20 protein-coding genes are annotated in these 23,088 nt (G+C 47.3%); 8 read left to right on the forward strand and 12 right to left on the reverse strand.

Going from position 1 to position 23,088, the window contains the following annotated elements:
- Window positions 1–17: 17 nt before the first annotated feature.
- Entirely contained in the window at window positions 18–356 is a 339-nt protein-coding gene (glnK, locus tag FTT63_RS07495) for a P-II family nitrogen regulator (protein ID WP_004650081.1), read from the reverse strand.
- 276 nt (window positions 357–632) lie between these two features.
- Between glnK and FTT63_RS07500 the strand changes: the two genes are divergently transcribed.
- The gene (locus tag FTT63_RS07500) at window positions 633–860 is read left to right on the forward strand and encodes an accessory factor UbiK family protein (protein WP_005181545.1); all 228 of its coding nucleotides are present in this window, start codon (window positions 633–635) and stop codon (window positions 858–860) included.
- Window positions 861–929: 69 nt separating this feature from the next.
- Window positions 930–2,420, forward strand: a complete 1,491-nt coding sequence (locus FTT63_RS07505) for a YifB family Mg chelatase-like AAA ATPase (RefSeq protein WP_152342157.1) — start codon at window positions 930–932, stop codon at window positions 2,418–2,420.
- A gap of 73 nt (window positions 2,421–2,493) precedes the next feature.
- On the opposite strand, the gene FTT63_RS07510 is transcribed toward FTT63_RS07505, so the two are convergent.
- Window positions 2,494–3,255, reverse strand: coding sequence for a TorF family putative porin (locus FTT63_RS07510; RefSeq protein WP_127801551.1), 762 nt, complete (start codon window positions 3,253–3,255; stop codon window positions 2,494–2,496).
- 757 nt (window positions 3,256–4,012) lie between these two features.
- Between FTT63_RS07510 and FTT63_RS07515 the strand changes: the two genes are divergently transcribed.
- The gene (locus FTT63_RS07515) at window positions 4,013–5,341 is read left to right on the forward strand and encodes an OprD family outer membrane porin (RefSeq protein WP_005181539.1); all 1,329 of its coding nucleotides are present in this window, start codon (window positions 4,013–4,015) and stop codon (window positions 5,339–5,341) included.
- A gap of 102 nt (window positions 5,342–5,443) precedes the next feature.
- On the opposite strand, the gene ppa is transcribed toward FTT63_RS07515, so the two are convergent.
- Window positions 5,444–5,968, reverse strand: a complete 525-nt coding sequence (gene ppa, locus FTT63_RS07520) for an inorganic diphosphatase (protein ID WP_005181532.1) — start codon at window positions 5,966–5,968, stop codon at window positions 5,444–5,446.
- A gap of 117 nt (window positions 5,969–6,085) precedes the next feature.
- Window positions 6,086–6,487 (reverse strand): MAPEG family protein, encoded by a 402-nt coding sequence (locus tag FTT63_RS07525; RefSeq protein WP_005181530.1) that lies wholly within the window; start codon window positions 6,485–6,487, stop codon window positions 6,086–6,088.
- Between the two features lie 103 nt (window positions 6,488–6,590).
- Between FTT63_RS07525 and FTT63_RS07530 the strand changes: the two genes are divergently transcribed.
- The gene (locus tag FTT63_RS07530; protein ID WP_075167837.1) at window positions 6,591–6,977 is read left to right on the forward strand and encodes a hypothetical protein; all 387 of its coding nucleotides are present in this window, start codon (window positions 6,591–6,593) and stop codon (window positions 6,975–6,977) included.
- Window positions 6,978–7,012: 35 nt separating this feature from the next.
- On the opposite strand, the gene FTT63_RS07535 is transcribed toward FTT63_RS07530, so the two are convergent.
- The 6 genes from FTT63_RS07535 to FTT63_RS07560 form a co-directional block, all read right to left on the reverse strand.
- The gene (locus tag FTT63_RS07535) at window positions 7,013–8,689 is read right to left on the reverse strand and encodes an AMP-binding protein (RefSeq protein ID WP_152342156.1); all 1,677 of its coding nucleotides are present in this window, start codon (window positions 8,687–8,689) and stop codon (window positions 7,013–7,015) included.
- Between the two features lie 149 nt (window positions 8,690–8,838).
- Complete coding sequence (parC, locus tag FTT63_RS07540; RefSeq protein WP_180192141.1) at window positions 8,839–11,058, reverse strand: DNA topoisomerase IV subunit A; 2,220 nt, start codon at window positions 11,056–11,058, stop codon at window positions 8,839–8,841.
- A gap of 256 nt (window positions 11,059–11,314) precedes the next feature.
- Window positions 11,315–12,634 carry an MFS transporter gene (locus FTT63_RS07545; RefSeq protein ID WP_127800450.1) on the reverse strand — a complete coding sequence of 440 codons (1,320 nt, stop codon included), beginning with the start codon at window positions 12,632–12,634 and terminating at the stop codon, window positions 11,315–11,317.
- A 144-nt stretch (window positions 12,635–12,778) separates the two neighbouring features.
- Entirely contained in the window at window positions 12,779–13,423 is a 645-nt protein-coding gene (locus tag FTT63_RS07550) for a trimeric intracellular cation channel family protein (RefSeq protein ID WP_005181518.1), read from the reverse strand.
- Between the two features lie 63 nt (window positions 13,424–13,486).
- Window positions 13,487–13,954 (reverse strand): YchJ family protein, encoded by a 468-nt coding sequence (locus tag FTT63_RS07555; RefSeq protein ID WP_104489945.1) that lies wholly within the window; start codon window positions 13,952–13,954, stop codon window positions 13,487–13,489.
- Between the two features lie 79 nt (window positions 13,955–14,033).
- Window positions 14,034–15,611 carry a TerC family protein gene (locus FTT63_RS07560; protein WP_005181513.1) on the reverse strand — a complete coding sequence of 526 codons (1,578 nt, stop codon included), beginning with the start codon at window positions 15,609–15,611 and terminating at the stop codon, window positions 14,034–14,036.
- 337 nt (window positions 15,612–15,948) lie between these two features.
- Between FTT63_RS07560 and FTT63_RS07565 the strand changes: the two genes are divergently transcribed.
- Window positions 15,949–16,569, forward strand: a complete 621-nt coding sequence (locus FTT63_RS07565) for a TIGR00730 family Rossman fold protein (protein WP_005181508.1) — start codon at window positions 15,949–15,951, stop codon at window positions 16,567–16,569.
- Window positions 16,570–16,647: 78 nt separating this feature from the next.
- On the opposite strand, the gene FTT63_RS07570 is transcribed toward FTT63_RS07565, so the two are convergent.
- Both FTT63_RS07570 and FTT63_RS07575 read right to left on the reverse strand, forming a co-directional pair.
- Window positions 16,648–17,613: a hypothetical protein gene (locus tag FTT63_RS07570; protein WP_127800452.1), complete on the reverse strand. Its 966-nt coding sequence runs from the start codon at window positions 17,611–17,613 to the stop codon at window positions 16,648–16,650.
- A gap of 159 nt (window positions 17,614–17,772) precedes the next feature.
- On the reverse strand, window positions 17,773–19,587 hold the full coding sequence (locus FTT63_RS07575) for a choice-of-anchor I family protein (RefSeq protein ID WP_218953999.1): 1,815 nt from the start codon (window positions 19,585–19,587) through the stop codon (window positions 17,773–17,775).
- A 176-nt stretch (window positions 19,588–19,763) separates the two neighbouring features.
- Here FTT63_RS07575 and mdtD point away from each other — a divergent pair, with 176 nt between their 5' ends.
- The 3 genes from mdtD to FTT63_RS07590 all read left to right on the forward strand — a co-directional run bounded on the left by mdtD (window position 19,764) and on the right by FTT63_RS07590 (window position 23,081).
- The gene (gene mdtD / locus FTT63_RS07580; protein WP_127801544.1) at window positions 19,764–21,155 is read left to right on the forward strand and encodes a multidrug transporter subunit MdtD; all 1,392 of its coding nucleotides are present in this window, start codon (window positions 19,764–19,766) and stop codon (window positions 21,153–21,155) included.
- A gap of 77 nt (window positions 21,156–21,232) precedes the next feature.
- On the forward strand, window positions 21,233–22,018 hold the full coding sequence (locus FTT63_RS07585; protein ID WP_180192142.1) for a GH25 family lysozyme: 786 nt from the start codon (window positions 21,233–21,235) through the stop codon (window positions 22,016–22,018).
- Window positions 22,019–22,067: 49 nt separating this feature from the next.
- Window positions 22,068–23,081 carry an MBL fold metallo-hydrolase gene (locus FTT63_RS07590; RefSeq protein WP_163146221.1) on the forward strand — a complete coding sequence of 338 codons (1,014 nt, stop codon included), beginning with the start codon at window positions 22,068–22,070 and terminating at the stop codon, window positions 23,079–23,081.
- Window positions 23,082–23,088: the final 7 nt, after the last annotated feature.

A 23,088-nucleotide genomic window follows, 5' to 3' on the forward strand; every position in this document is an offset into this window, starting at 1 on the left:
AACTTCGTGCCAATTACTTAAACAGCATCTGCACCTGTTTCACCTGTACGAATACGGATGACCTGTTCCAGATTCGTCACAAAAATTTTACCGTCACCGATTTTGCCGGTGCTTGCTACACGGGTGATTGATTCAATCACTGAATCCACCATCTCATCACTAATGGCGATTTCGATTTTCACTTTTGGTAGAAAATCAACAACATATTCTGCGCCACGATACAGTTCAGTGTGACCTTTCTGACGACCGAAGCCTTTGACTTCAGTGACAGTGATCCCTTGAACACCAATTTCTGACAGTGCTTCACGCACGTCATCTAATTTAAAGGGTTTTACAATTGCAGTTACGAGCTTCATGTGTGTTTTCCTTCGGCTTATTTCACCAGTAAGGTTTTATGTTCAAATTTCATGCCAAAACTCCTAAGGTCGGGGGAAATTAGAAGTTACGGCATGTGATTTATTTATATCTTATTTTATACCTTTCTCATGCACCAATCTTCAAAAAATAAACATTTTTCTGTAGAGATTTACGATCTCCGGCATCGAATAAAACCATATTTCATCTGAAACACTATAGTCTGGGCCAGAGCAATGCTACACTGCGCTTTTCAGTCCACTGGAATGGAATTTATTATGATAGAAACCTTATTACAGGCCATCTTAGAACAGGTCGATCAACCGAAAAAAGACTTAGAACATAACCTGCGTGCCCTGCTAAGCGAAGCCGTCAGCAAAATGGATCTGGTGTCCAAAGAAGAGCTGGACCGTCAGCGCACTGCACTGAATAATGCCAATCTTCGTTTAAATGAACTGCTGCAGCAGGTAGAAGCACTCGAACAAAAGATTTTGAACAAAGAATAAGCACCTTCTTAGTGCAACAAAAGACGCATAACGACCAAAAATAACGCACCAAAACGGAACATAAAAACAATGTCTTTTGCCAAAATTTATACGCGGGGTCTGCTTGGACTGAATGCCCCGTCCATTGAAGTTGAAGTCCATTTAAGTCAGGGTCTGCCCTCCTTAACCATTGTCGGTCTGGCCGAAGCCGCGGTCCGTGAAAGTAAAGACCGGGTTCGCTCGGCCATTATTAACAGTGGTTTTCAGTTTCCCACCAAACGTTTGACCATTAATCTGGCCCCGGCCGATTTACCCAAAGATGGCTCACGTCTGGATTTACCGATTGCCTTAGGCATTCTGATTGCTTCCGGACAATTGCCCGAACAGGCCGCAGAAAACCTGGAATTTATTGGTGAACTGGCGCTGGATGGCCAATTGCGTCCGGTCACCGGCACTTTAAGTATTGCCATTGCCTGTCAGGCGGCCGGCCATCAACTGGTATTACCCGAACCCAATGCACAGGAAGCCGCACAATTGCCCGACTTTCAGGTGTTTGCGGCCAGTCATCTGAAACAGGTCTGTGAGCATCTGGCGCAGGCTGCGCCGCTGCAGCCTTTTGCAGCAAGCTCGGAAACCCGTTTGGAACGCTATGCTTTTGATCTGGCGGATGTCAAAGGACAGCTGCGACCTCGGCGCGCCCTAGAAATTGCCGCTGCCGGTGGCCATTCCTTGCTCTTTAAAGGTCCACCCGGTACAGGCAAGACTCTCTTGGCCTCACGTCTGGCCAGTATTTTGCCGCCCCTGAATATGCAGGAAAATCTTGAAGTTGCCAGTATCTATTCAATTGCCAATACCCCACATCGCTTTGGACAGCGGCCATTTCGCGCCCCGCATCATACCGCTTCAGCGATTGCACTGGTCGGTGGTGGCTCGCATCCGAAACCGGGCGAAATTACCCTGGCTCATTTAGGTGTGCTGTTTTTAGATGAACTGCCGGAGTTTGACCGTAAAGTGCTGGAAGTATTGCGGCAGCCCTTGGAATCCAAAGAAATTGTGATTTCCCGGGCATCGCGGCAGATTACCTTTCCGGCCAGTTTCCAGCTGATTGCCGCGATGAACCCCTGCCCGTGTGGCTATGCGTTTAATCAGGATATTCGCTGCCAGTGTTCTCCAGAAATGATCAAGCGTTATCAGAACCGGATTTCTGGGCCATTACTGGATCGGATTGACCTGCATATCGATGTGCCTCCTCTGCAAGCTCATGAATTACAATCTACACAACCGGTAGAAGATTCTGCAACCGTTAGGGAGCGTGTGATAACTGCCTACGAACTGCAAATACAAAGACAGAACAAGCTGAATATGGCATTAACCCCAAAAGAATTAGAGCAATTTGCGCCACTAAATGCTCAGACCAGTAAAATGTTTGAACTTGCCCAACAAAAGTTAAATTTATCTGCCCGTGCTTATCATCGGGTCTTAAGGGTGGCGCGCAGTATTGCCGATTTGGCCGAAAGTAGCGAAATTCAGACCGCTCATTTATCGGAAGCGCTGTCTTATCGGGCGCAGCCCAGCCCATAAAACGCGTCATTAAAAACGAGTATAAAAAAATAGCCCATTTCAAATGGGCTATTTTTTTATGTGAAGTCTTAAATTAGAATGTCTTGGTCAATGTCACGACTGCGCCTGTTTCTACGCCACGTTCAACCACATCTGGTGTGCCTGGACCATAGTCAATATCTGAACCCACCGCAGCCAGTTCTGCAGTTAAGCCTTCAACACCGGCAAAGGCATAAGTTACGCCCAATTTCCAGTCCACATAGCTGTCATCATCACCAAAAATCTCTTCATCTGCCACGGTATAGCCTAAAGCCGCCACTCCACCAAAACCGGTCGCACCAAAAGGCACGCTATAGGTAGCATTGAAATACCAGGCATCTAAATCTGCGCCTAAAAAGTCATTGCTGTAGTTCACTGCGGTGAGCAAGCTGGCATCTTTGACCAGCACATCATTAAAGCCAAGTTTTGCATAGGCTTCTAACCAGTTTAAATCGCTTTCACTTGGATAAGCGTAGTACCATAAGCCCACATCCAGTAATGGCTTGCTCGCAAATCCATCTAAGGTTGTGGCATAACCGATATATGGGTCCAGCTCTAAATGGGCCGTACCGCCGAAATCGACATTCGAGCCCCACACCCCGGCATATACACCAGACGCATGTGACAGTGCGAAACCGGCTTGTACCGCAGGATCATTAAAGGTTTGGGTCAGACCACGATAACGGTAATCTGAAGTCAGCGCTGCAGTACCGCTAAACGATAAACCAGATGCCGAAGTATCTTCTGCTGCAGCCACGCTGAGGCTGGCAGTTGCGGCAACGAAAGCCAGTGAAAGTGTTTTGATAGAAAATTTCATTGTTTGATCCCCTGCTGCATATTTCAATGCTTTTGTGTACTTGTTTCATTCACACAGGAGATAGCAATCCCTATGCCAACACTGGCATTTGCTCAAAAAGAATGATTTCAATTTTTCTTTAATTAGTTTCAACCTGTTATTTTATATAAACTTTTAATATCAGATAAAAATTTAAAAACAGCATGATACTTTTTCAATCCTGCTGATGTGCTAATCCTTTCGCTGTATTGTGAGATAAACCAGAGCATTTATATTTGCTTACATCATGCGCTATTTTGAGTCGCTTAATCATTCAAAAGCCTTTTTACTGCTTAAAAAAAGTGCAATCTTGCATTCCACTAGAATGCACTGATGCATGAGATAGTTCTAATCATAGCTTCAACGAAATGCATAAAAAATTCAGCGAGATAAATCTTTTATGTACGTTTTACTCCCCTGTAAAGTGCCAAATTTTCTGTATCTTCACACTGTCTAAAACCGCAAAATCAAAAATTTTTTGAATAAAAAGTATAAACACAGTACATTAAAGCGCGAAAATTGCCTTCCTGTTTTGAGAAGCAAATTTTCTGCAATATGACCCAGGAAGGGTGTTTTACAAGAGCAAGGATTGAAACTGTATACGCTAGCGTTTGCATTTTTCTCAAAGAAAAATGGATAAAACGGTATCTTTTTTACAAATTCCCTATAAAATTCTTCCGGTTTCTGGGTTCTTTTTAAACAAATTGAAACATAACATTCTGGATGAGGCTCTCTCCCAATGCTAAACGCGAAAAAATTAACATTAGCAGTCCTGGTACAAGCTGCTTTAATTTCTACAGCTGTTGCCAGCGAGCAAAGTGAATCTAAAGGCTTTGTAGAAGATGCAAACGGTTCGGTTTTATTCCGTACAGGTTATTTGAATCGTGATAAAAAAGATGGACTAACAAACGATACAAGCTCTGCAGCTCAAACAGCAATAATTAATCTAGATTCTGGCTTTACCAAAGGTATTGTTGGTTTTGGTGCAGGTATCATTGGTGATGCTTCATTTAAACTCGGTAAAAATGGGCATACTGGTAACCAAATGATCCCAACGCATAGTCAAGATAATGCCGATGGAACTAAAGATGCCTATGATCATTGGGCACGTGGAGGTGCTTATGTCAAAGCACGCGTATCAAACACAACGGCTAAATATGGTACGCAAGTATCTGAAATTCCAGTAATTGCAAGTAATACTGCTCGTTTAACCCCTGAGTACTACACTGGTCTTTATATTGAAAGTAACGAAATTAAAGACTTGACGTTAATCGGTGGTAAATTCACTAAAAATCAATGGTCTAATGATATCAGCTCAGACCAACAAAATTTGGACAGTGCTATTTTCTGGGGCGCGAAATACAAGTTTAACGACCAAGTTAATGCCTCTTATTATGGGGTAGACGTTAAAGATAAATTAGATCGTCACTATGGGAATGTAAATTACAGCTTTCCTACAGCAAATGGTGCGACCGTAACTTTAGATGCAATGGGTTACAATACTAAATGGAAAGTTGGAGCAGCAACCACTGATCCACGCAGTGCGACTGAAGAATTGACTAACTCAATTTGGGGTGTATCTGCAAGCTATAACAGAGATGCACACAATTTGATGCTTGCATACCAAGATAATGCGGGCAACATAGGTTACGACTATGCTTACAACGCAGATGGTCTACAAAGCATTTATGTACCAAACTCATACTTATCCGACTTTAATGGTAACGATGAAAAATCTGTTGGCTTACAGTACAACTATAATTTTAAAAACCATGGTCTTCCAGGTCTAAACTGGACAACAGCATTCGTTTATGGTTGGGATATTGATGTAGCCGAAATAAATAATCCAGCACAAATTATCGACCAAGCTGAAGAACATGAATTCTTTAACCAAGTGAAATATACGGTTCAATCTGGTGCATTCAAAGATGCAAGCTTACGCTTACGTCACTCATACTTGCGCGCAAGTGATACTTACAATAATGCTTCTGGCAACTATGTAAGTAATGCTATCGGCTCAACCAACGAATGGCGTATCTGGTTAGACATCCCGGTGAAATTATTCTAATGTCCTGACGATGGTTTAAATCAAAAAAACCTGCACACTGTGCAGGTTTTTTTATGGCGTCCTCACTAAACAAAACAGCTCAGTGAGGGGGGAAAAGCCGTATTATTTTGCAGCTTCAATCGCTTTTAATACTTCAGCTTTGGCAACGTCTGCGCCTTCCCAACCGGTCAATTTCACCCATTTGCCTGGCTCTAAATCTTTATAGTGGGCAAAGAAGTGTTCAACCTGTTGAATCAGTAACGGTGGAAGATCGGTATATTCTTTCACGTCTTTGTAAATTGGGGTCAATTTGTCGTGCGGTACCGCGATCAGTTTCGCATCAATACCACCGTCATCTTCCATGTTCAATTTACCGACCGGGCGGCAACGAATTACTGAACCTGGTTCAACCGGATGTGGTGTTACCACCAATACGTCTAATGGGTCACCATCTTCAGACAAGGTATTTGGCACATAACCGTAGTTTGCTGGGTAGAACATTGCAGTACCCATGAAACGGTCGACAAATAACGCATCAGAATCTTTATCAATTTCGTATTTGATTGGCGCTGCATTGGCAGGAATTTCAATGATTACATAGATATCATTTGGCGCATCTTTACCCGCTGGGATATTGCTGTAGCTCATGGCATCACTCTTTCACAAATTAAATTTTTTAAACCGCGTCAATTATAACGGGTTTCGGCTATTAATGACTTCGCGATTATACATTCATGACATAAAAATAGATATTTTGCTGTGCAATCACGCGGTCAGTTTAATCACCAGCAGCAATAAGCAGATCGGGCAAAGTAACGATAATAACCAGATAATCGAGCGCAACGTCGCCCAGTTGGCCAGATAACACAGCCCGTACAGCAGACGAAACACCAGATAGGCAATGCCAAAGGTCATAATAATAAACTGCGGAATCACCATATATTCGGCCAGTAAAATGGCGGCAATAAACAGCGGCAGACTTTCAAAGCTGTTTTGCTGGGCAGCATTGGCACGCGCCGCCAGACCGGTAGTATTGGCTAAAAAAGAACGTGGATTTTGATTATCTTCAGATTTAAAGCCGCCAGCCATTTTTGCAATTACTGCAAATAAATAAGGCAACAGGCAGGCGATTAGAATCAGATAGACGATTCCACTAATACTTTGCATCTATTTTTTCTCGTCGGAATTCTTCAAAACTTTATCATAGCATGGTGTTTTAAGCATAAATTTTGTTAAATAGGGTGTTTTTATTCATTGTGTAGGATTCATGATGGTCAATCCTGATCAAAAAGAAATGTTCGATGTACTTGAAAAACAGCGCCAGCATCAGCTGCAAGTCGATCGGGCCTTAAAAATTGTGATTCCCATTGTGGCCTTTTTATTAACGGTCATCTGTTCCAACCTGAATATCTGGTCGACCCTGTTTACCTTTGTGGTGCTGTGGGTGGCCCTGTATGCGGTGGGAATTAAACGTCTGCCTTTATGGCACTGGGTGACCGTAATTCTGGCGTATTGCCTGATTGATAATATTTTAAGTTATGGCAGTTTCCATTCCTCCGGTTTTAGCCGTCAGTTTGGCTCGATGTTTATTTTCCTCGGGGTGATGGGAGTCGGACGTCCTTACTTCGACCGCTGGCTAATGAAAAAAGAGCATTAAAAAAGCGCCCTTAGGCGCTTTTTTTATTGCAGAATTTATGCAGTCTTACGTAGGTCTTTACGCAGGATTTTACCTACGTTAGATTTCGGTAATTCATCCATAAATTCAACATAACGTGGGCGTTTATAACCGGTCAGGTTTTCTTTCGCAAATGCCAGAACTTCTTCAGTCGTCAATGAAGGATCTTTCTTCACAACGAACAGTTTTGGCACTTCACCTGATTTCTCGTCTGGCACACCAATTGCCGCCACTTCCAGCACTTTTGGATGCTTCGCCACGACTTCTTCAATTTCAGAAGGATAAACGTTGAAGCCAGAGACCAGAATCATGTCTTTCTTACGGTCAACGATTTTGATGTAACCACGTGAATCCATAACACCGATATCACCGGTACGGAAGAAGCCATTTACCATCACTTTATCGGTTTCATCCGGACGGTTCCAATAGCCTTTCATCACCTGTGGACCACGGATTGAGATTTCACCCTGCTCACCGAGTGCAACTTCATTACCGTCATCATCCAGAATTGCAACTTCAGTCAAAGGTAACGGAATACCAATCGTACCGCTGAATTCTTCAGATGCTGGTGGGTTTGCAGTTGCCACTGGAGAAGTTTCAGACAGGCCATAACCTTCAATGATGTTAGTGCCAGTAATTTTCTTCCAAGCTTCCGCAGTAGAAGGCAGAACCGCCATACCCCCGCCCATCGCCATCTTCAGTTTGCTGTGATCCAGCTGTTTGAATTCTTCATTGTTGACCAGCGCATTAAACAGCGTGTTCACAGCAGGGAAGAATGTTGGCTGGTATTTACGTAATTCTTTCATCACCGCAGGCAGATCACGCGGGTTAGGAATCAGAATGTTCGCCTGACCTTTGTACATGCCGTATAGTGCGCACACCATGAAAGCAAAGATGTGATAAAGCGGTAAAGCACAGAAAATACGGTCATCTGGCTGGCCATCTTGTGCACCGAATTTGCTCTGGAAAATACCGTCACACTGCAACAGGTTGGCCACCAGGTTACGATGGGTCAGTTCAGCACCTTTAGATACCCCTGTCGTACCACCGGTATATTGCAGTACTGCCGTATCACTTAGGGTCAGGCTTGGACGCTTGTAGTTGCTGACATTGGCTTTCGACATGGCTGCATTAAACTTGACATGACCCGGAAGGTCCCACGCCGGAATCTGTTTGCGTACTGAACGTAAGACAAAGTTCACCAAAGTACCTTTTAAGGTGCCCAGCATGTCACCCACAGAGGCAACCACAACGTGCTTGACTGGGGTTTTACCCAGAATCGCCTGATATACAGAAGCGAAGTTCTCAATAATTACCAGCACTTCTGCGCCAGAATCATTTAACTGATGCTCAAGTTCACGTGAGGTATACAGCGGGTTTACATTCACCAGCACCAGACCGGCACGGAATACACCCAACGCCACCACTGGATATTGAAGAACGTTTGGCATCATCACTGCAACACGTGTGCCTTTGGCCAAGCCCAGACCTTGCAAATAGCTTGCAAATTTACGGCTTGCTTCTTCCAGTTCAGCAAAGGTCAGCACTTTATCCATAAAGATAAAGGCATCACGTGAACCAAACTTCTGGAAATTACGTTCAAAGATATCAACCAGTGACGTATTCTCCGGTGGCAACTCTACAGTTTCTGGAATCCCTGTCTTTCGGTATTCTTCAAACCAAATTTTTTCCATAATGCCAATCTCTCCAATCAGTAATCCTTAATATTCAACTGTTTTATACACTGCCGCACTTCATTTTTTGGCTTGTTTATGTACAGCAGTGGATCCATTTTCACGAATTCGATTCATATATAACGTATTTTATGTAAACAACGCTAGTCTTATCTCTGAATCAACAGTTTATTTGCTTTTTGATATCCCCGTGGTAAAAGCTGTCCCTTGGTTCCTCTCTTACCGATATACTTCTGCAAGTCATCACCTTTTAATTTTAACTGCTGTTGTCCTGCAAACACTTGAATTATTTCACCTAAATTTAGCATTGTCATGGATACAATCTGATCTTTCGGTTCAAGTTGTATCAATTTATTACCTTTACCTTTGTTCAGCACCGGTAATTCTGCCAGATCAACAATCAGTAAACGGCCGGCAGAACTGAGTAGCGCAACATGACTGAACTGCTCAATAGTTTGCAGATTCATCACGCTGGCACCTTCAGACAGGCTCAGGAAAGCCTTACCGGCTTTGGCATTGGTATCCAGCTGTTTGGCTTGGGTTTTAAAGCCATAACCTTTGCTGCTCATGATCAGAATTTCAGCCTGATCTTCTGCCACAAACACCTGTTTAAAGCCGACCCCGCTGGCCGGTGATAAACGTGAACTGAGCGGTTCACCCAAACCACGCGCCGATGGCAGGCTGTTAATGGCCACACCATAACTGCGTCCAGTGTCATCCAGCACATAGGCACGCTGGTTGGATTTGCCTTGGGCGTGACTTAAATACTGGTCACCCGCGCGGAAATTCAGGTTTTCGGCATCGACATCATGGCCTTTGGCACAGCGAATCCAGCCAGCTTCAGACAGCACCACGGTTACCGGATCAGCCGGCAGCATGTCCTGTTCATTAATGGCAGTGGCTTCAGCGCGCTGCACGATTGGTGAACGGCGGTCATCACCAAACTTTTTGGCGTCGTCTTTTAACTCCGTAATAATCAGGTTTTTTAATGATTCCGGATTGGCCAACTGTTCACGAATTGTGGCAGCTTTGGCCTCGAGTTCTTCCTGTTCGCGACGGATTTCCATTTCTTCCAGTCGGGCCAGATGGCGCAACTTGAGTTCCAAAATGGCTTCAGCCTGAATCTCATCAATACCAAAGTGCGCCATCAGCTCTGCTTTGGGATGATCTTCTTCGCGGATAATGCGGATCACGGTATCAATGTCTAAATAGGCAATCAGCAAGCCGGCCAGAATATGCAGGCGTTTTTCAATCTTGTTCAGATGATATTGCAGGCGGCGTGTGACGGTATGTTTACGAATCTCGATCCATTCCAATAAAATCTGGCGAATCGATTTCACCTGTGGACGACCATCGGCACCAATCATGTTCATGTTGACCCGATAGCTTGATTCCAGATCGGTGGTTGCAAACAGATGGCTCATCACCGCATCGGCATCAATCCGGTTGGAACGCAGCACAATCACCAGACGGGTCGGATTTTTATGGTCCGACTCATCCCGTACATCGGTCACCAGTGGTAGCTTTTTGGCCTGCATCTGGTCAGCAATCTGGGTAATGACTTTTGAGCCAGAGACCTGATACGGTAAATCACTGATAACAATTTCATTTTTTTCAATGGTATACACCGCACGCATGCGATAACTGCCGCGTCCAGTGGTCTGAATCTTTAACAGTTCATCTGGCGGGGTAATTACTTCAGCCCGGGTCGGTAAATCCGGGCCAGGAATATATTCTGCAACCTTGCTATCGCTTAAATTCGGATTACGGATCAGGGCGATGGTGCCTTTAATGATTTCACGCAAGTTGTGCGGCGGAATATCGGTGGCCATACCCACGGCAATGCCGGTGGTGCCATTGAGCAGGATATTTGGAACCCGTGCCGGCAAGGTCACTGGCTCTTTTAGGGAACCATCAAAGTTGTCCTGCCAGTCGCAGGTGCCCTGACCGAGTTCAGACAGTAACAGGTCACTATATGCGGATAATTTGGCTTCGGTATAACGCATTGCGGCAAAGGATTTTGGATCATCCGGTGAACCCCAGTTGCCCTGCCCTTCAATAAATGGATAACGATAGCTAAACGGCTGCGCCATTAACACCATGGCTTCATAACAGGCCAAGTCACCATGCGGATGGTACTTACCCAGCACATCACCGACCGTACGTGCAGATTTTTTTGGTTTACTGCTTGGCTTGAGACCCAGCTCGCTCATGGCATAGACGATACGGCGCTGTACCGGTTTCAGGCCATCGCTGATATGAGGCAATGCACGGTCCATAATCACGTACATAGCATAGCTGAGATATGCTTGTTCAGTAAATTCTGCTACGGAACGGTTTTCTGTCGCATGATGCGCGAGGCTTGTCATAACAACCTGTAATCCTAAATTAATGCGTTATAGTTTTGACGTTCTTATGCTATGCCGCAGCCGCAGCCAGCACAAGGGTAGCTGACCACACTCTGCGACAATTTATGTCTTATGGCGTAAAAATATCCATTTTAGGCGGGTCAATCAACTGAAAAATGCACAAGCCTGACTGCGTATTGAAAAACATATTCCCGAACTAAAAAAGATGCGCCGACACAATAGCCAGCGCATCTTGCATTGTCTGTATGAGGATTGCTTATAAACCAATCGACTCCAGGGTCTTGCCGCGGGTTTCTTCACCTAGTACCACAATCACCAGTGCCACGGCCAGCAGCACCGCGGTAAACATCATAAATACGTAGCTAAAGCCGTTGTGCATCACCATCATCTGGGTCACCACCAAAGGCGCGACAATACCGCCCATACGGCCCACCGCCGAGGCCCAGCCCGAACCAAAGGCGCGGATATTGGTTGGATACTGTTCCGGTGTATAGGTATACAGCACACCCCAGGCGCCTAGGTTAAAGAACGACATCAGGCATCCCCAGAACACGATCATGCCGACGCTGCTGGCCTGTCCAAAGAAGTAGGCTGATACCGCACACAGCCCAATAAAGCCGGCCAGTGTGGCTTTGCGGCCAAGTTTTTCTACCAGCCAGGCCGCCGCAATATAACCCGGCAACTGCACCAGAATCATGATCAGCACATATTCAAAGGACTGCACAATAGTATAGCCTTCCTTGACCAGCAGACTTGGCAGCCAGGTAAAAATGCCATAATAGGAATAGACAATGCCGAACCAGATCAGCCACAGCATGAGGGTACGACGCGCAAATGGCCCCGACCACAGCTGGGCAAAAGAAATATTCTGTTTGGCGGCCACCGGTTTCACTTCCAGCTGTTCAATCACCTCGACACCGCAGCGGCGTTCCAGACTTTGTACTAGTTTGTGCGCTTCTTCGACCCGGCCGCGGTTAATCAAATACGGCACCGATTCCGGTACTTTTTTCCAGATGACCCAGGCATAGAGCGCCGGCAAACCACCAATTAAAAAGGCCATATGCCAGTCAAAGGTCGGAATCACAAAATAAGACACCAGCGCCGCACAGAGCCAGCCCAGCCCCCAGAAGCTTTCCAGCAGCACAATAAAACGGCCCCGCACATGCGCCGGAATATATTCACTGACCAAAGTCACCGCAACCGGCAACTGCCCGCCCAGCCCTAAACCGACAATAAAGCGGAAAAACAGTAACCAGCTTAAATTTGGGGCAAAGGCACAGGCCGCTGTGGCCAGGCTATAAATCACCAGGGTCGTGGCAAATACGGTTTTACGCCCAATCCGGTCGGCCAACCCGCCGGAGAACACCGCACCAATGGCCATGCCAACAAAACCAATTGACACCACCCAGCCTTTTTCTGCCGGGCTCATTTGCCAGTCTTCCGCCATTTTGGCCAGAATAAAGGAAATTAAACCGGTATCCATGGCATCAAACATCCAGCCCAGTCCGATGACCCATAGCAAGGTATAGTGGAACTTACCAATCGGTAAGCGTTGTACACGAGAAACTAGATCCATAATAAACGCTCTGACAGGGTGGAGAGGAAAACGCGGATGGCGCGCCTGGTTATTGTTATGACAACAGCAATCAGCTTTGATTTTAAAGACAATGACCGCTATCTAGATAGCGGTCATGCCGTTTAATTTATAGGAGATTTGTGGCTAGGAGGCATCTTTGGATGAGGCCGACTGCTCATCATCATCCTTATAAATGAATTTTGGCATTTCCAGACCAAAATAGATCGCAATTAAACGTAAGGTAAAACCAAAAATCAGCGTGGCGATAACGGTTAGTTCTAGCGACAGGCCAATTTCAATACAGACCCAATAGCAGATCACCGACACAAAAGAGATACTGGCATACAGCTCACGGCGGAACACCAGCGGCACATCATTACACAGAATATCACGCAGAATCCCGCCCGAGACGCCGGTCAGCACACCAGCCACTGCCGACACCACAAAACCGTGGCCCATTTCCAGCGCAATCTGGCAGCCAATAATGGTAAAGCCAATCAGGCCCAAAGCATCCAGCACCAGGAAGATGGAACGCAGATGGCGCATCCATTTGGCAATTAAAATGGTGACAAAGGCTGCCGCGCAGGTCAGGACCAGATATTCCGGATGCTTGACCCAGGTTAAAGGATAATGGCCCAGCAATACATCACGTACCGAGCCGCCGCCCAGTGCGGTGACACAGGCAATCAGGGTCACCCCGAACCAGTCCATGCTTCGCCGTCCTGCCGACAATGCACCTGTCATTGCTTCTGCAGTAATGGCAATAATATAAATGACCAACAGCAACATGAACTGCCCTTCTTTCACTAGGGGAATTGATGCGCGTTATCATAAGCGAAAATACGGCAAATGTTATAAAAATTGCGCACAACATTGCTTAAATTTCTTGCCCGAACCGCAGATACAGGGCTGTTTCATGGTGATCTGCTGATCGGTGGTCGGATCAAGAAAATACCACGCACCCTGATGTTTGACGAAATGCGATACTTCATGATGTATCTGCGGCTGGTTGCCATCCTGATAATAGGCCTTGAATTCGACCTGGGCATGGCTTTTGTCCAGCTTTTCCTGAGCACTTACGATTTCCAGTTTTAACCACTGGTTGGCGCTGCTCCAGTCCCGAATAGCGGCCACATCCAGAGCCTGCTGCTGACCAAGTGCGGTGGTTTTGACAATATAATCAATCTGCTGCAAGGCAAAGGCACTATAGCGTGAACGCATTAGCTGAGCGGCAGTTTGGGCCTGCTGCTGACCTAAATGCAAAGGCTGGCAACAACTGTGATAAAACCCAGCGCCACAAGGACAAGGCTGTTCTGACATAAATATTTTCCAAAAAAATAGCCTGACAATGCAGGCTATTTTAACGGAACTGAATCGGAAAACAGGAATATTCTGAGTGCTACTCGGCTGGCGGCTGTGGCAGCACATGCACCTTCTCGATTTTATGCCCGTCCATGGTGACCACTTCAAAAATATGATCATCAGCCAGCAGACGTTGGCCATTTTCCGGCAAACGGCCGAGATGGAACAGGATATAACCCGACAGGGTCGAATATTCTTCCAGCTCATTGACCAGATCACGACCGAGCAATAACGAGACATGGCGGATATCAGTCGAGCCATCTAGCATCAGGCTGCCATCTTCCAGGGTTTCTGCAACCGCGTCGAGGGTATCTTCATCCGGGAATTCACCGGCAATGGCTTCCAGTACATCAATCGGGGTGACCACACCTTCAATCGAGCCATATTCGTTCAGCACAATTGCCATTTGCAGCGGCGCCTGACGTAGCTGTTCCATCACCATCAACACCTGTGCATTTTCATGCACAATCACCGGTTCGCGCAGATGTTTTTCAAAATCCAGTACGCCGGTTTCAATAAATTCATTCATGACCTTATGGGTCAGCACCACCCCGGCAATATTGTCCAGCTCGCCATGCACCACAATTAAACGTGAATGCGAGGTATTCATCAGCTGGGCCTGAATACTGTCCTGGTCTTCATCTAAATCCAGCCATTCCAGTTCCGGTCGCGGGGTCATCACCGATTTTACCGGACGCTCGGCCAGACTGAGTACACCCTGCACCATCACGGTATGGTAAACGCTGTTCTCTTCGGCAAAGACTTCATCGGCAAAAGCACGCGTGGCCAGCACTTCTTCCGGACTTGGATGTTCCGGTTCCGGCCCGTTCGGTTTGCCGCCGAGCATCCGCATTACCGCGGAAGCAGTGCGATAACGCAGGTCAGTGGTGGTGACCATTTTTTCCTGATTTTTGCGCATGGCTTGGTTCAGGAACTCGATCATCACCGAGAAACCAATCGCGGCATATAAATAGCCTTTTGGAATGTGATAACCGAAACCTTCCACCACCAGTGAGAAACCGATCATCATCAGGAAGCACAGGCACAGAATCACCACAGTTGGATGTTTGTTAACAAAGTCCATCAGCGGTTTAGAGGCCCAGAGCATAATACCAATGGCAATGATCACCGCGATCATCATCACCGACAGCTCTTTGACCATACCGACTGCGGTAATCACACTGTCGAGCGAGAACACCGCATCCAGTACCACAATCTGCACAATCACCATCCAGAAAGTGGCGTGTACCGGATTTTCTTCTTTCAGTTGCGGCTTGCCTTCAATACGCTCACGCAGCTCCATGGTGCCTTTAAACAGCAGGAACACCCCACCAAACAGCAAGATCAGATCACGACCGGAGAAGGGATGATCAAAAATATGGAACAGCGGATTGGTCAGGGTCACCACCCAGGCAATTGACGCCAGCAGAATCAGGCGCATGCCCAAAGCCAGAATCAGCCCGACCACCCGTGCGGCGTTACGCTGTTCCGGTGGTAATTTTTCAGCCAGAATAGCAATAAACACCAGGTTATCAATACCTAGCACAATTTCCAGAATAATCAGGGTCAGCAAACCCACCCATGCGGCTGGATCAGACATCCATTCAAAAATCATGGGCGATGCTCCACGAGTATCGTTTTGGCTGTGCGACAGCCAAGACCGGCTGTTTCAAAACCTGGGGAATGAAAGGGAAAAAGAAAAGAGATTAAAAGCGGCTGTTGTTGTATGGTGCGATAGTGTCCACTACCCATGACGGTTCTATTGTTGTCAAACACAATTTCAGTATAGAAAAGATTGGCGCCAGAATCACTCTTTTTTTGGCCTGGTCACGGTTGTGCTGCATGCTTTAACAATTCTTTGCAATCACACTGCACGGCGCTGGCATTGTTTGTCATATTTTTTGCATAAGCTAGAGCAGACAAAAAGAACATGTTAAGGTGAAACAAGAATCATGAATAGCGTAGTAAAAATGACTGATAATTTAAAACATCCCTCTCCTAAAACAACACAACCTTTAATTGCTTTATATTGCGGCTCACGTTCCGGAAATAAACCGGTGTATCAGGAAAAGGCCGTGGCACTGGCACGCCGTCTGGCGGAAAATGGCTTTGGTCTGGTCTATGGCGGCGCCAGTATCGGTTTAATGGGTCAGGTCGCCGATGCCGTGGTTGATCACGGCGGTGAAACTGTAGGGGTGATTCCGGAATTTATGCTGGATTATGAAATTGCCCATCATCGTCTGACCGAATTGCATATTGTACACAGCATGCATGAACGTAAAGCCCTCATGGCCGAACGTGCCAGCGCCTTTGTGGCCTTGCCGGGCGGACTGGGCACCTTTGAGGAAATTCTGGAAATTGCCACCTGGGGCCAGTTGAACCAGCATCAAAAACCGATGATGCTCTATAACGTCAATGGCTTCTATAATGCGCTAATTGCCCAACTTGACCATGCCGTGACTGAAGGCTTCCTGCCGCCGCAGCACCGCGCCAAGCTGATTATCTGCAATCATGCCGATGAAATCCTGACTGCATTACATAATCTGGATGCCCCACAGCACGTTGCCATTTAAAGCGCTTGAACCCAAAAGTCCAGAAAGAAAAAAGCGAGCCGAAGCTCGCTTTTTTTGTACTTGATGTTCAGTCCATGCTTAGCCTGAAATCAGGTTATAGAACCATGGCAAAGTGGTCGCCAGGAATACCGACATGGCCAGACCAAACATCAGTTTCATCGCATCTTTGCTGACATTGCGTGAGGTACGGTATTTGCTGACCCCGTTCACAATCATTGAGATGGCAAATTCACGACCGGCCAACAGACCCAGGAATACCCAGGTGGTACTCATCGGGATATTGCTCCACTCTTTGAAAACCAGCAGGATCATTGCATAGATAAAGTCCACGATGGTCGCAGCACGTACATCGGTAACATCGGTTTTGGTATCGACAATCTTCTGGATGGCACCACCACGCTGGTACAGAATAACCCCCAGCAAGATCACAAAGACCGTAATGGCAAACATCAGGAATTCAAACGGTACCTGACGCGGCACATACACGAAGATGTTGGCCAGATCCTGAATCAGCCACTGGCTCCACAGGAAACCGGTAGATAACCATTGTAGAATCACCCATTTGGTCGAATGTTCCTGATCTTTGGTCTGGTTGAAGTACACCGTCATTTTGTTGGCCACAAAACGATAGATGATCAGCGCCGCCAGGAAGGCCACGGCATAGCCCATCATGGATTTGACCATCATCGAGCCCAAGCTCGCAGGAGAGAAGATGGTCAACACCAGGAAGGTGGTACTGACCGGAATACCATATTTGGTCAGTAGCAACAGTAAAACCGGCGGCACAATATACAGCCAGGTAATTCCACCTTCAGGGAACGGAATGGTTTCCAGTCGTCCATAAGAGGCATCACCGACGCCTGATGCATACCAGCCATAGACCAAGACCACAACCAGGATACTGCTGATATACACCCACAGTACCCACCAAGGACGATGGGAGTTAGAAGAAATAAAAGTCCCTAAGGTTTGAGGTACATCATTTCCGACAATAGAATAGGCCGCCAAACAGAAGCCGATTACCATTAAAAGTTCAATTGTCATAAGAACAAAGCCTATGTTCAAAAAGGGAACACCACCCCTAATCGGGCTGGCATTAGCTTAAAATGATGACAATACTATTTCAGTTCTATGACATTTTAGTGACAATGAAAATTTAAAATAAAAAAGAGCACCGTAGTGCCCTTTCTCTTTTTTGCTCACTTATTTCAGGTTCAGCTGATATACCGCGGTGCTGCCGCTGACTTCATTGCCCACCACCAGTAATGGCTGGCCATTAGGCGAGTCCTTTGCCTCAATAAAGACCAGACCTTCCGGGCCTAAATCACCGGCCTGCCCCAGCTCAATTTGTTCAGTGCTCGCACTCATCTCACGGCTATTCAGATACTGCACAAAACTTGGTGCAGATGGAGTCGATACATCATAGACCATCACCCCGCCAGCACGTTCCAGACCAATAAAGGCAAAGGTTTTGCTGCCAATCTGGCCCAGCGTCACGCCTTCAGGTTCAGGGCCTTTGTTGTCACTGCGGTTATCCATGCCTGCTTCTTCATGGTTGGCATTGAAAATTTCCGGATGATGCTCGGCAATGTACTGCTCAAAATCATCCCCTGAATCCCAGACCCGTTCCAGACCGTTTTGCGCGCTATTTTCTGTCCAGATACTGACCGAGCGTGTACCAAAACTATAAAGATGGTCATATACCAGATTGCCGCGTTCATTCAGCTTTGGCGTACCATCGGCATTTTTCTGGTAGCCTTCAGTCCAGGTAATATTCAGACGACCCAGCAGATGATCTTTACGGCAGTCACCGGCATTGCCTGCCGTGGCACCGCAGTAACCAAAATTATCCGGATTCAGCTCGGCACCTTTGGCCAGCTGGCTTAAGTGCGCCGGTAAATCATCGCCTAAACGGCGGGAAAAGCCATCGGCATGTACCAGATGTTTCACTCGCCATTCTTCAACAAAACCTTTGCTGGTGTCGTTATTAAAATATTCTGGTGTGTCTTCGCCCCAGGCGCGCGCATCGCCTTCATTGGCGGTCACGATATAGGTTTTGCCGGCCACATCAAAGCTGGCAATTGCATCTGGCATATACAGACCGCGCACATTGGCCCAGGTCTGGATCTTAATACTGCCCGTTCCATCAACACCATCGGCATCGCTGACATCCATGCCATTGCCGTCCAGACCATGGTCTTTAAAGCCCAATGGATATACCGCCAGTACTTTGGCATTGACCACATCAATTTTGGCCAGCGCATTGTTTTCCTGCAATGCGGCCCAAGCCGTTTTGCCATCTTGCGATACCGTAATATATTCCGGTTCAAAATCCTGCGCCGCAGTCGCATTTGGCCCGAAAATACGCACGCCCTGGGCACGCAGCACCGCTTCCTGTCCATTAAAGGCTTTAAAGTCTGCAGTGCGGACCACAGGCGCTGTTAAATTACTCAGCTGAATCACGGAAATTGAACCTTCCGGATCAACCTGATAATCATCAGATGGCTCACCTTCATTGGCCACCAGCAGGGTTTGACCATCCGGGCTAAAAGTCAGCATATCCGGTAAGGCACCGACCTGCACATGCGCCAGTTTGCTCAGATCTTTGGCCTGATACAGCGCCACATAACCCGGATCGGTTTTGACGGCAGCCTGAATCGCAATTGCCACAATACCGTTATGCACCGCGACACTGTTTACTTCCGCGCCTTCAGCAATATCATGGACCTGAATCTCGGCAATTTTAACCGGCTGATTTGGCTGGCTTAAATCGAGTACATCCAGCACCCCGGCCTGCGCATTGACCACAAACAGGCGTTTGCTGGCGGCATCATAGGCCGGAATTTCTGCGGCACTTTCTGCAAAAATGCCCGACTGATAGGCCCCAATTTTGCTCAGTTCAATGGTATTGGGGGTTGGATCGACCGGTGCAGGACTGACCTGATCATCATCACTGTTACACGCTGCCATCCCCACGGCCAACATGGCCACCCAAAGTGATTTCAATTTTAATTTCATAGGTTTAATTTGATAGTGTTTAGAATATGAACAATTTATAAACATCTGGTTGCAGTGCCATGACGTTTTGATTGCAGTTTTCTGACAGGGCCAGGCCGTCACGCGGCAACGCTTTAGATACGACATCCGCGCCAGATTGTTTTACACTAGGCAAAATTCCACCATGCCCGCTAATTATGACTGCCACGCCAACCCATCAAGCCCTGCAACCCGAATTCAGATTGTTAGTGCTCTTGGTGTCAATTGGCTTTTTTATGCAGGGCCTGGATACCACCATCATCAACACCGCGTTGCCGGCCATTGCCGAGAATTTGCAGGAAGATCCGCTGCGAATGTACAGCGTGGTGGTGGCCTATGTATTGTCAGTGGCGGCCTGTATTCCCTTGAGTGGCTGGCTGGCCGACCGTTTTGGCGTGCGCAACACCTATTTTTCCGCCATTGTGATTTTCACCCTGGCCTCCATTGGCTGTGCCTATGCCAGCAGCCTGAATGAACTGCTGTTTTACCGGGTACTGCAAGGCATTGGCGGCGCGTTCTTATTGCCAGTTGGTCGTCTGGCGATGCTAAAAATCATTCCCCGCACCCAGTTTTTATCGGCCATGAGCCTGATGAGTCTGGCCGGTCTGATCGGCCCCTTAATTGGACCTACTTTGGGCGGCTGGCTGGTCGAAGTGGCCTCATGGCACTGGATTTTTCTAATCAATCTGCCGATTGGCATTTTAGGCGTCTTGATTACCTTTAAAGCCATGCCAAACATCACCGAGCCGAGCGTGCCGCAATTTGATTTCTGGGGATTTATCCTGTTATTGATTGCCATGGTCGGGCTGTCACTGGGCATTGAAAACGTGGCCAGTCCGCTGTACTCGCTGTGGTGGAGCATTGCGCTGGTTCTGCTCGGTCTGCTGAGTGCCGGCCTGTATGCCTATCATGCGCATACCCATCAGAATGCCCTGTTTCGCAGCAAGCTGTTCCGGCACCGGATTTATGCAATCGGGATTCTTGGGAACTCGATTGCCCGGCTGGCCGGCAATTCAATTCCCTTTTTACTGCCGCTGATGCTGCAACTGGCCTTTGGCTTTGAGCCCTTTGTGACCGGCCTGATGATGATTCCGACCGTACTCGGTTCGCTGGCCTCAAAACCGATTATCCGCCAGCTGATTCAGCGCTTTGGTTATCGTCAGGTGCTCATCACCAATACCTTGCTGGTCGGGGCCTGTATCGCCAGTTTTGCCCTGACCACGGCCGATACACCCATCTGGTTACGCGCGCTGCATTTCTTTATTTTCGGTCTGCTCAATTCACTGCAGTTTGTATCCATGAACACCCTGACCTTAAAAGATTTACCGCAGCAAGATGCCAGCAGCGGCAACAGCTTCCTGTCGATGATCATGATGCTGTCCATGAGTATTGGCGTGGCCTTGGCCGGAACACTGGTCAACCTGTTTAGTGCCTATTGGGGACCGGAACAGGTGGTCGCAGCCTTTCATGCCAGCCTGATCTGTCTGGGCAGTATCAACCTGCTGGCTGCAATGATTTTCTGGAAAATTCCAAAAAACACCCCGGTCTAAAGCCGCGTGGAATGCTAGCCGCCGTACAGGCTTCGCGTTATGATCAAAATTGAAAATCCTGAAGATCTGCCTTGCCTATGTCTGCACGCCCTGCCCGCCGTTCTGTCCAGCCCCTGACCTATGCTGCGGTTGCCATCTGCGGCATGGTGCTAATGGCAGCCTTGCTATATTGGGGCGTGCTGCATACCCGGCCGGTCACCGCACAGGACTATCCGATTCAGGGCTTTGATGTTTCGCATCATCAGCAGCAGATTGACTGGCACAGGATTTCACCGGAAAAATACCGTTTCGTCTATTTAAAAGCCACTGAAGGCGGCGATTTTAAAGACCGTAAATTTCAGGATAACTGGCTGGCCGCACATGAACAGGGCTTTCTGGTCGGCGCCTATCATTTTTATCGGCTGTGTCGTGATGGTCAGGTGCAGGCACAGAATTTTATCGACAGCGTTCCGAAACAGGCCAACAGCTTGCCACCAGTGATTGATCTGGAATACGACAGCAACTGCATCAACACCTATACCCGGGAACAGTTGCTGCATGAAGTTGGGGTGATGCATGACGCGCTGCAACAGCACTATGGCAAACAGCCAATTTTTTACATTTCCAAGAATTTTTATAATATTGTACTGGTCAATCAATTCCCGCAGGTGCCACTGTGGGTACGCGAATATCAGGGCAAACCGGCCTTAAGCGGCAACCCGGACTGGCTGTTCTGGCAATATAGCAATCGTGGCCAGATTACTGGTATTGCCACTCCGGTCGATCTGAATGCCTTTTATGGCGATGAACAGGACTGGCAACAGTTTCTTAAGGCCAACCAGATTGTGGAACCATCTAAAAATAGCGTGGATACAACCCCTTAATACTCATACCAACAAGATAAAAATAAAAGCTGACAGGGATATTGTGCGAATGACACTGAAATACAAGATTTTGTCAGGTCTGCTTGGCCTGATATTACTGCTGATTGCACTCATCATCTATATGCTGCAGCCCTCCGGCAAAGTGCAGGATTTCCAGCCATGGCTGTATCAGCCGGCAGCAACCGCACCAGCGGGCTATACGGTCAAATTCTTTGGCGTATCGACCTTACTGTTTGATGATGGCCAGCAACAGCTGTTGATTGATGGCTTCTTTAGCCGGCCGAGTCTGAGTCAGCTGATGTTTGGTCAAATTAACAGCCAGCCAATCGTAATTGAACATGCGATTGAGCTCCATCAATTGCAACGAACGCAAGCCATTCTGGTGACACACTCGCATTATGACCATGCGCTGGATGTCCCTCTACTTGGCCAATTGCTGCCGCAGGCTAAAATTATTGGTTCCCGAAGCACGCTGAATATTGCCCGTGGTGCTCACTTGCCCGAAAGCCAGTTACAGCAGCTGGTACCTTTACAACCGATGCAGATTGGCAACTTTACTGTCACCGCTTTCCCGTCCCAGCATACTCCGCCAACTGCAGTGAATAATGATCTGGGTGAGGAAATCCAGCAGCCACTGAGCCTACCGGCACGGTTTTCGGAGTTTAAAGAAGGCCATAGCTTTGACTATCTGATTGAATATGAAGGTCATAAAAGTCTGGTCAAGGCCAGCACCGGTTTTATTCCCGAACAGCTCAAACAGCTACAGGTCGATCATCTGTTTCTGGGCATTGCCCAGCTGTCCAGGCAACCGGAACAGTATCAGCAGCAGTATCTGGCAGAAACCTTGCAGCACCTAAAACCCAAGGTGCTGATTCCCATCCATTGGGATGATTTTTTCCAGCCGCCAGAACAGCCGCTACAGTTTTTACCACATCTGGCCGATAATACCCCGAAGAGTCTGAATACCGTGATCAAGGCCGCAGCACAACAACAGACCCAAGTGCTGCTGCTCGATCAACCGTATGCTTATCCGCTAATGACAGCCACGGATGTCGCGCGTTAAGATGGTG

The sequence above is a fragment of the Acinetobacter sp. C15 genome, assembly GCF_013420645.1.
Classification (GTDB): Bacteria; Pseudomonadota; Gammaproteobacteria; order Pseudomonadales; family Moraxellaceae; genus Acinetobacter; species Acinetobacter indicus.

Coding starts and splice junctions, on each gene's coding strand:
- FTT63_RS07550 (WP_005181518.1), bottom strand. CDS start 13,423: ATGTTGCTGTTGGTCATTTATATTATTGCCATTACTGCAGAAGCAATG.
- FTT63_RS07570 (WP_127800452.1), bottom strand. CDS start 17,613: ATGACAATTGAACTTTTAATGGTAATCGGCTTCTGTTTGGCGGCCTAT.
- FTT63_RS07525 (WP_005181530.1), bottom strand. CDS start 6,487: ATGCAAAGTATTAGTGGAATCGTCTATCTGATTCTAATCGCCTGCCTG.
- FTT63_RS07585 (WP_180192142.1), top strand. CDS start 21,233: ATGTCTGCACGCCCTGCCCGCCGTTCTGTCCAGCCCCTGACCTATGCT.
- FTT63_RS07545 (WP_127800450.1), bottom strand. CDS start 12,634: ATGGATCTAGTTTCTCGTGTACAACGCTTACCGATTGGTAAGTTCCAC.
- FTT63_RS07575 (WP_218953999.1), bottom strand. CDS start 19,587: ATGAAATTAAAATTGAAATCACTTTGGGTGGCCATGTTGGCCGTGGGG.
- FTT63_RS07500 (WP_005181545.1), top strand. CDS start 633: ATGATAGAAACCTTATTACAGGCCATCTTAGAACAGGTCGATCAACCG.
- FTT63_RS07530 (WP_075167837.1), top strand. CDS start 6,591: ATGGTCAATCCTGATCAAAAAGAAATGTTCGATGTACTTGAAAAACAG.
- FTT63_RS07535 (WP_152342156.1), bottom strand. CDS start 8,689: ATGGAAAAAATTTGGTTTGAAGAATACCGAAAGACAGGGATTCCAGAA.
- FTT63_RS07560 (WP_005181513.1), bottom strand. CDS start 15,611: ATGATTTTTGAATGGATGTCTGATCCAGCCGCATGGGTGGGTTTGCTG.
- parC (WP_180192141.1), bottom strand. CDS start 11,058: ATGACAAGCCTCGCGCATCATGCGACAGAAAACCGTTCCGTAGCAGAA.
- mdtD (WP_127801544.1), top strand. CDS start 19,764: ATGACTGCCACGCCAACCCATCAAGCCCTGCAACCCGAATTCAGATTG.
- FTT63_RS07510 (WP_127801551.1), bottom strand. CDS start 3,255: ATGAAATTTTCTATCAAAACACTTTCACTGGCTTTCGTTGCCGCAACT.
- FTT63_RS07565 (WP_005181508.1), top strand. CDS start 15,949: ATGAATAGCGTAGTAAAAATGACTGATAATTTAAAACATCCCTCTCCT.
- FTT63_RS07505 (WP_152342157.1), top strand. CDS start 930: ATGTCTTTTGCCAAAATTTATACGCGGGGTCTGCTTGGACTGAATGCC.
- FTT63_RS07555 (WP_104489945.1), bottom strand. CDS start 13,954: ATGTCAGAACAGCCTTGTCCTTGTGGCGCTGGGTTTTATCACAGTTGT.
- glnK (WP_004650081.1), bottom strand. CDS start 356: ATGAAGCTCGTAACTGCAATTGTAAAACCCTTTAAATTAGATGACGTG.
- FTT63_RS07515 (WP_005181539.1), top strand. CDS start 4,013: ATGCTAAACGCGAAAAAATTAACATTAGCAGTCCTGGTACAAGCTGCT.
- ppa (WP_005181532.1), bottom strand. CDS start 5,968: ATGAGCTACAGCAATATCCCAGCGGGTAAAGATGCGCCAAATGATATC.
- FTT63_RS07590 (WP_163146221.1), top strand. CDS start 22,068: ATGACACTGAAATACAAGATTTTGTCAGGTCTGCTTGGCCTGATATTA.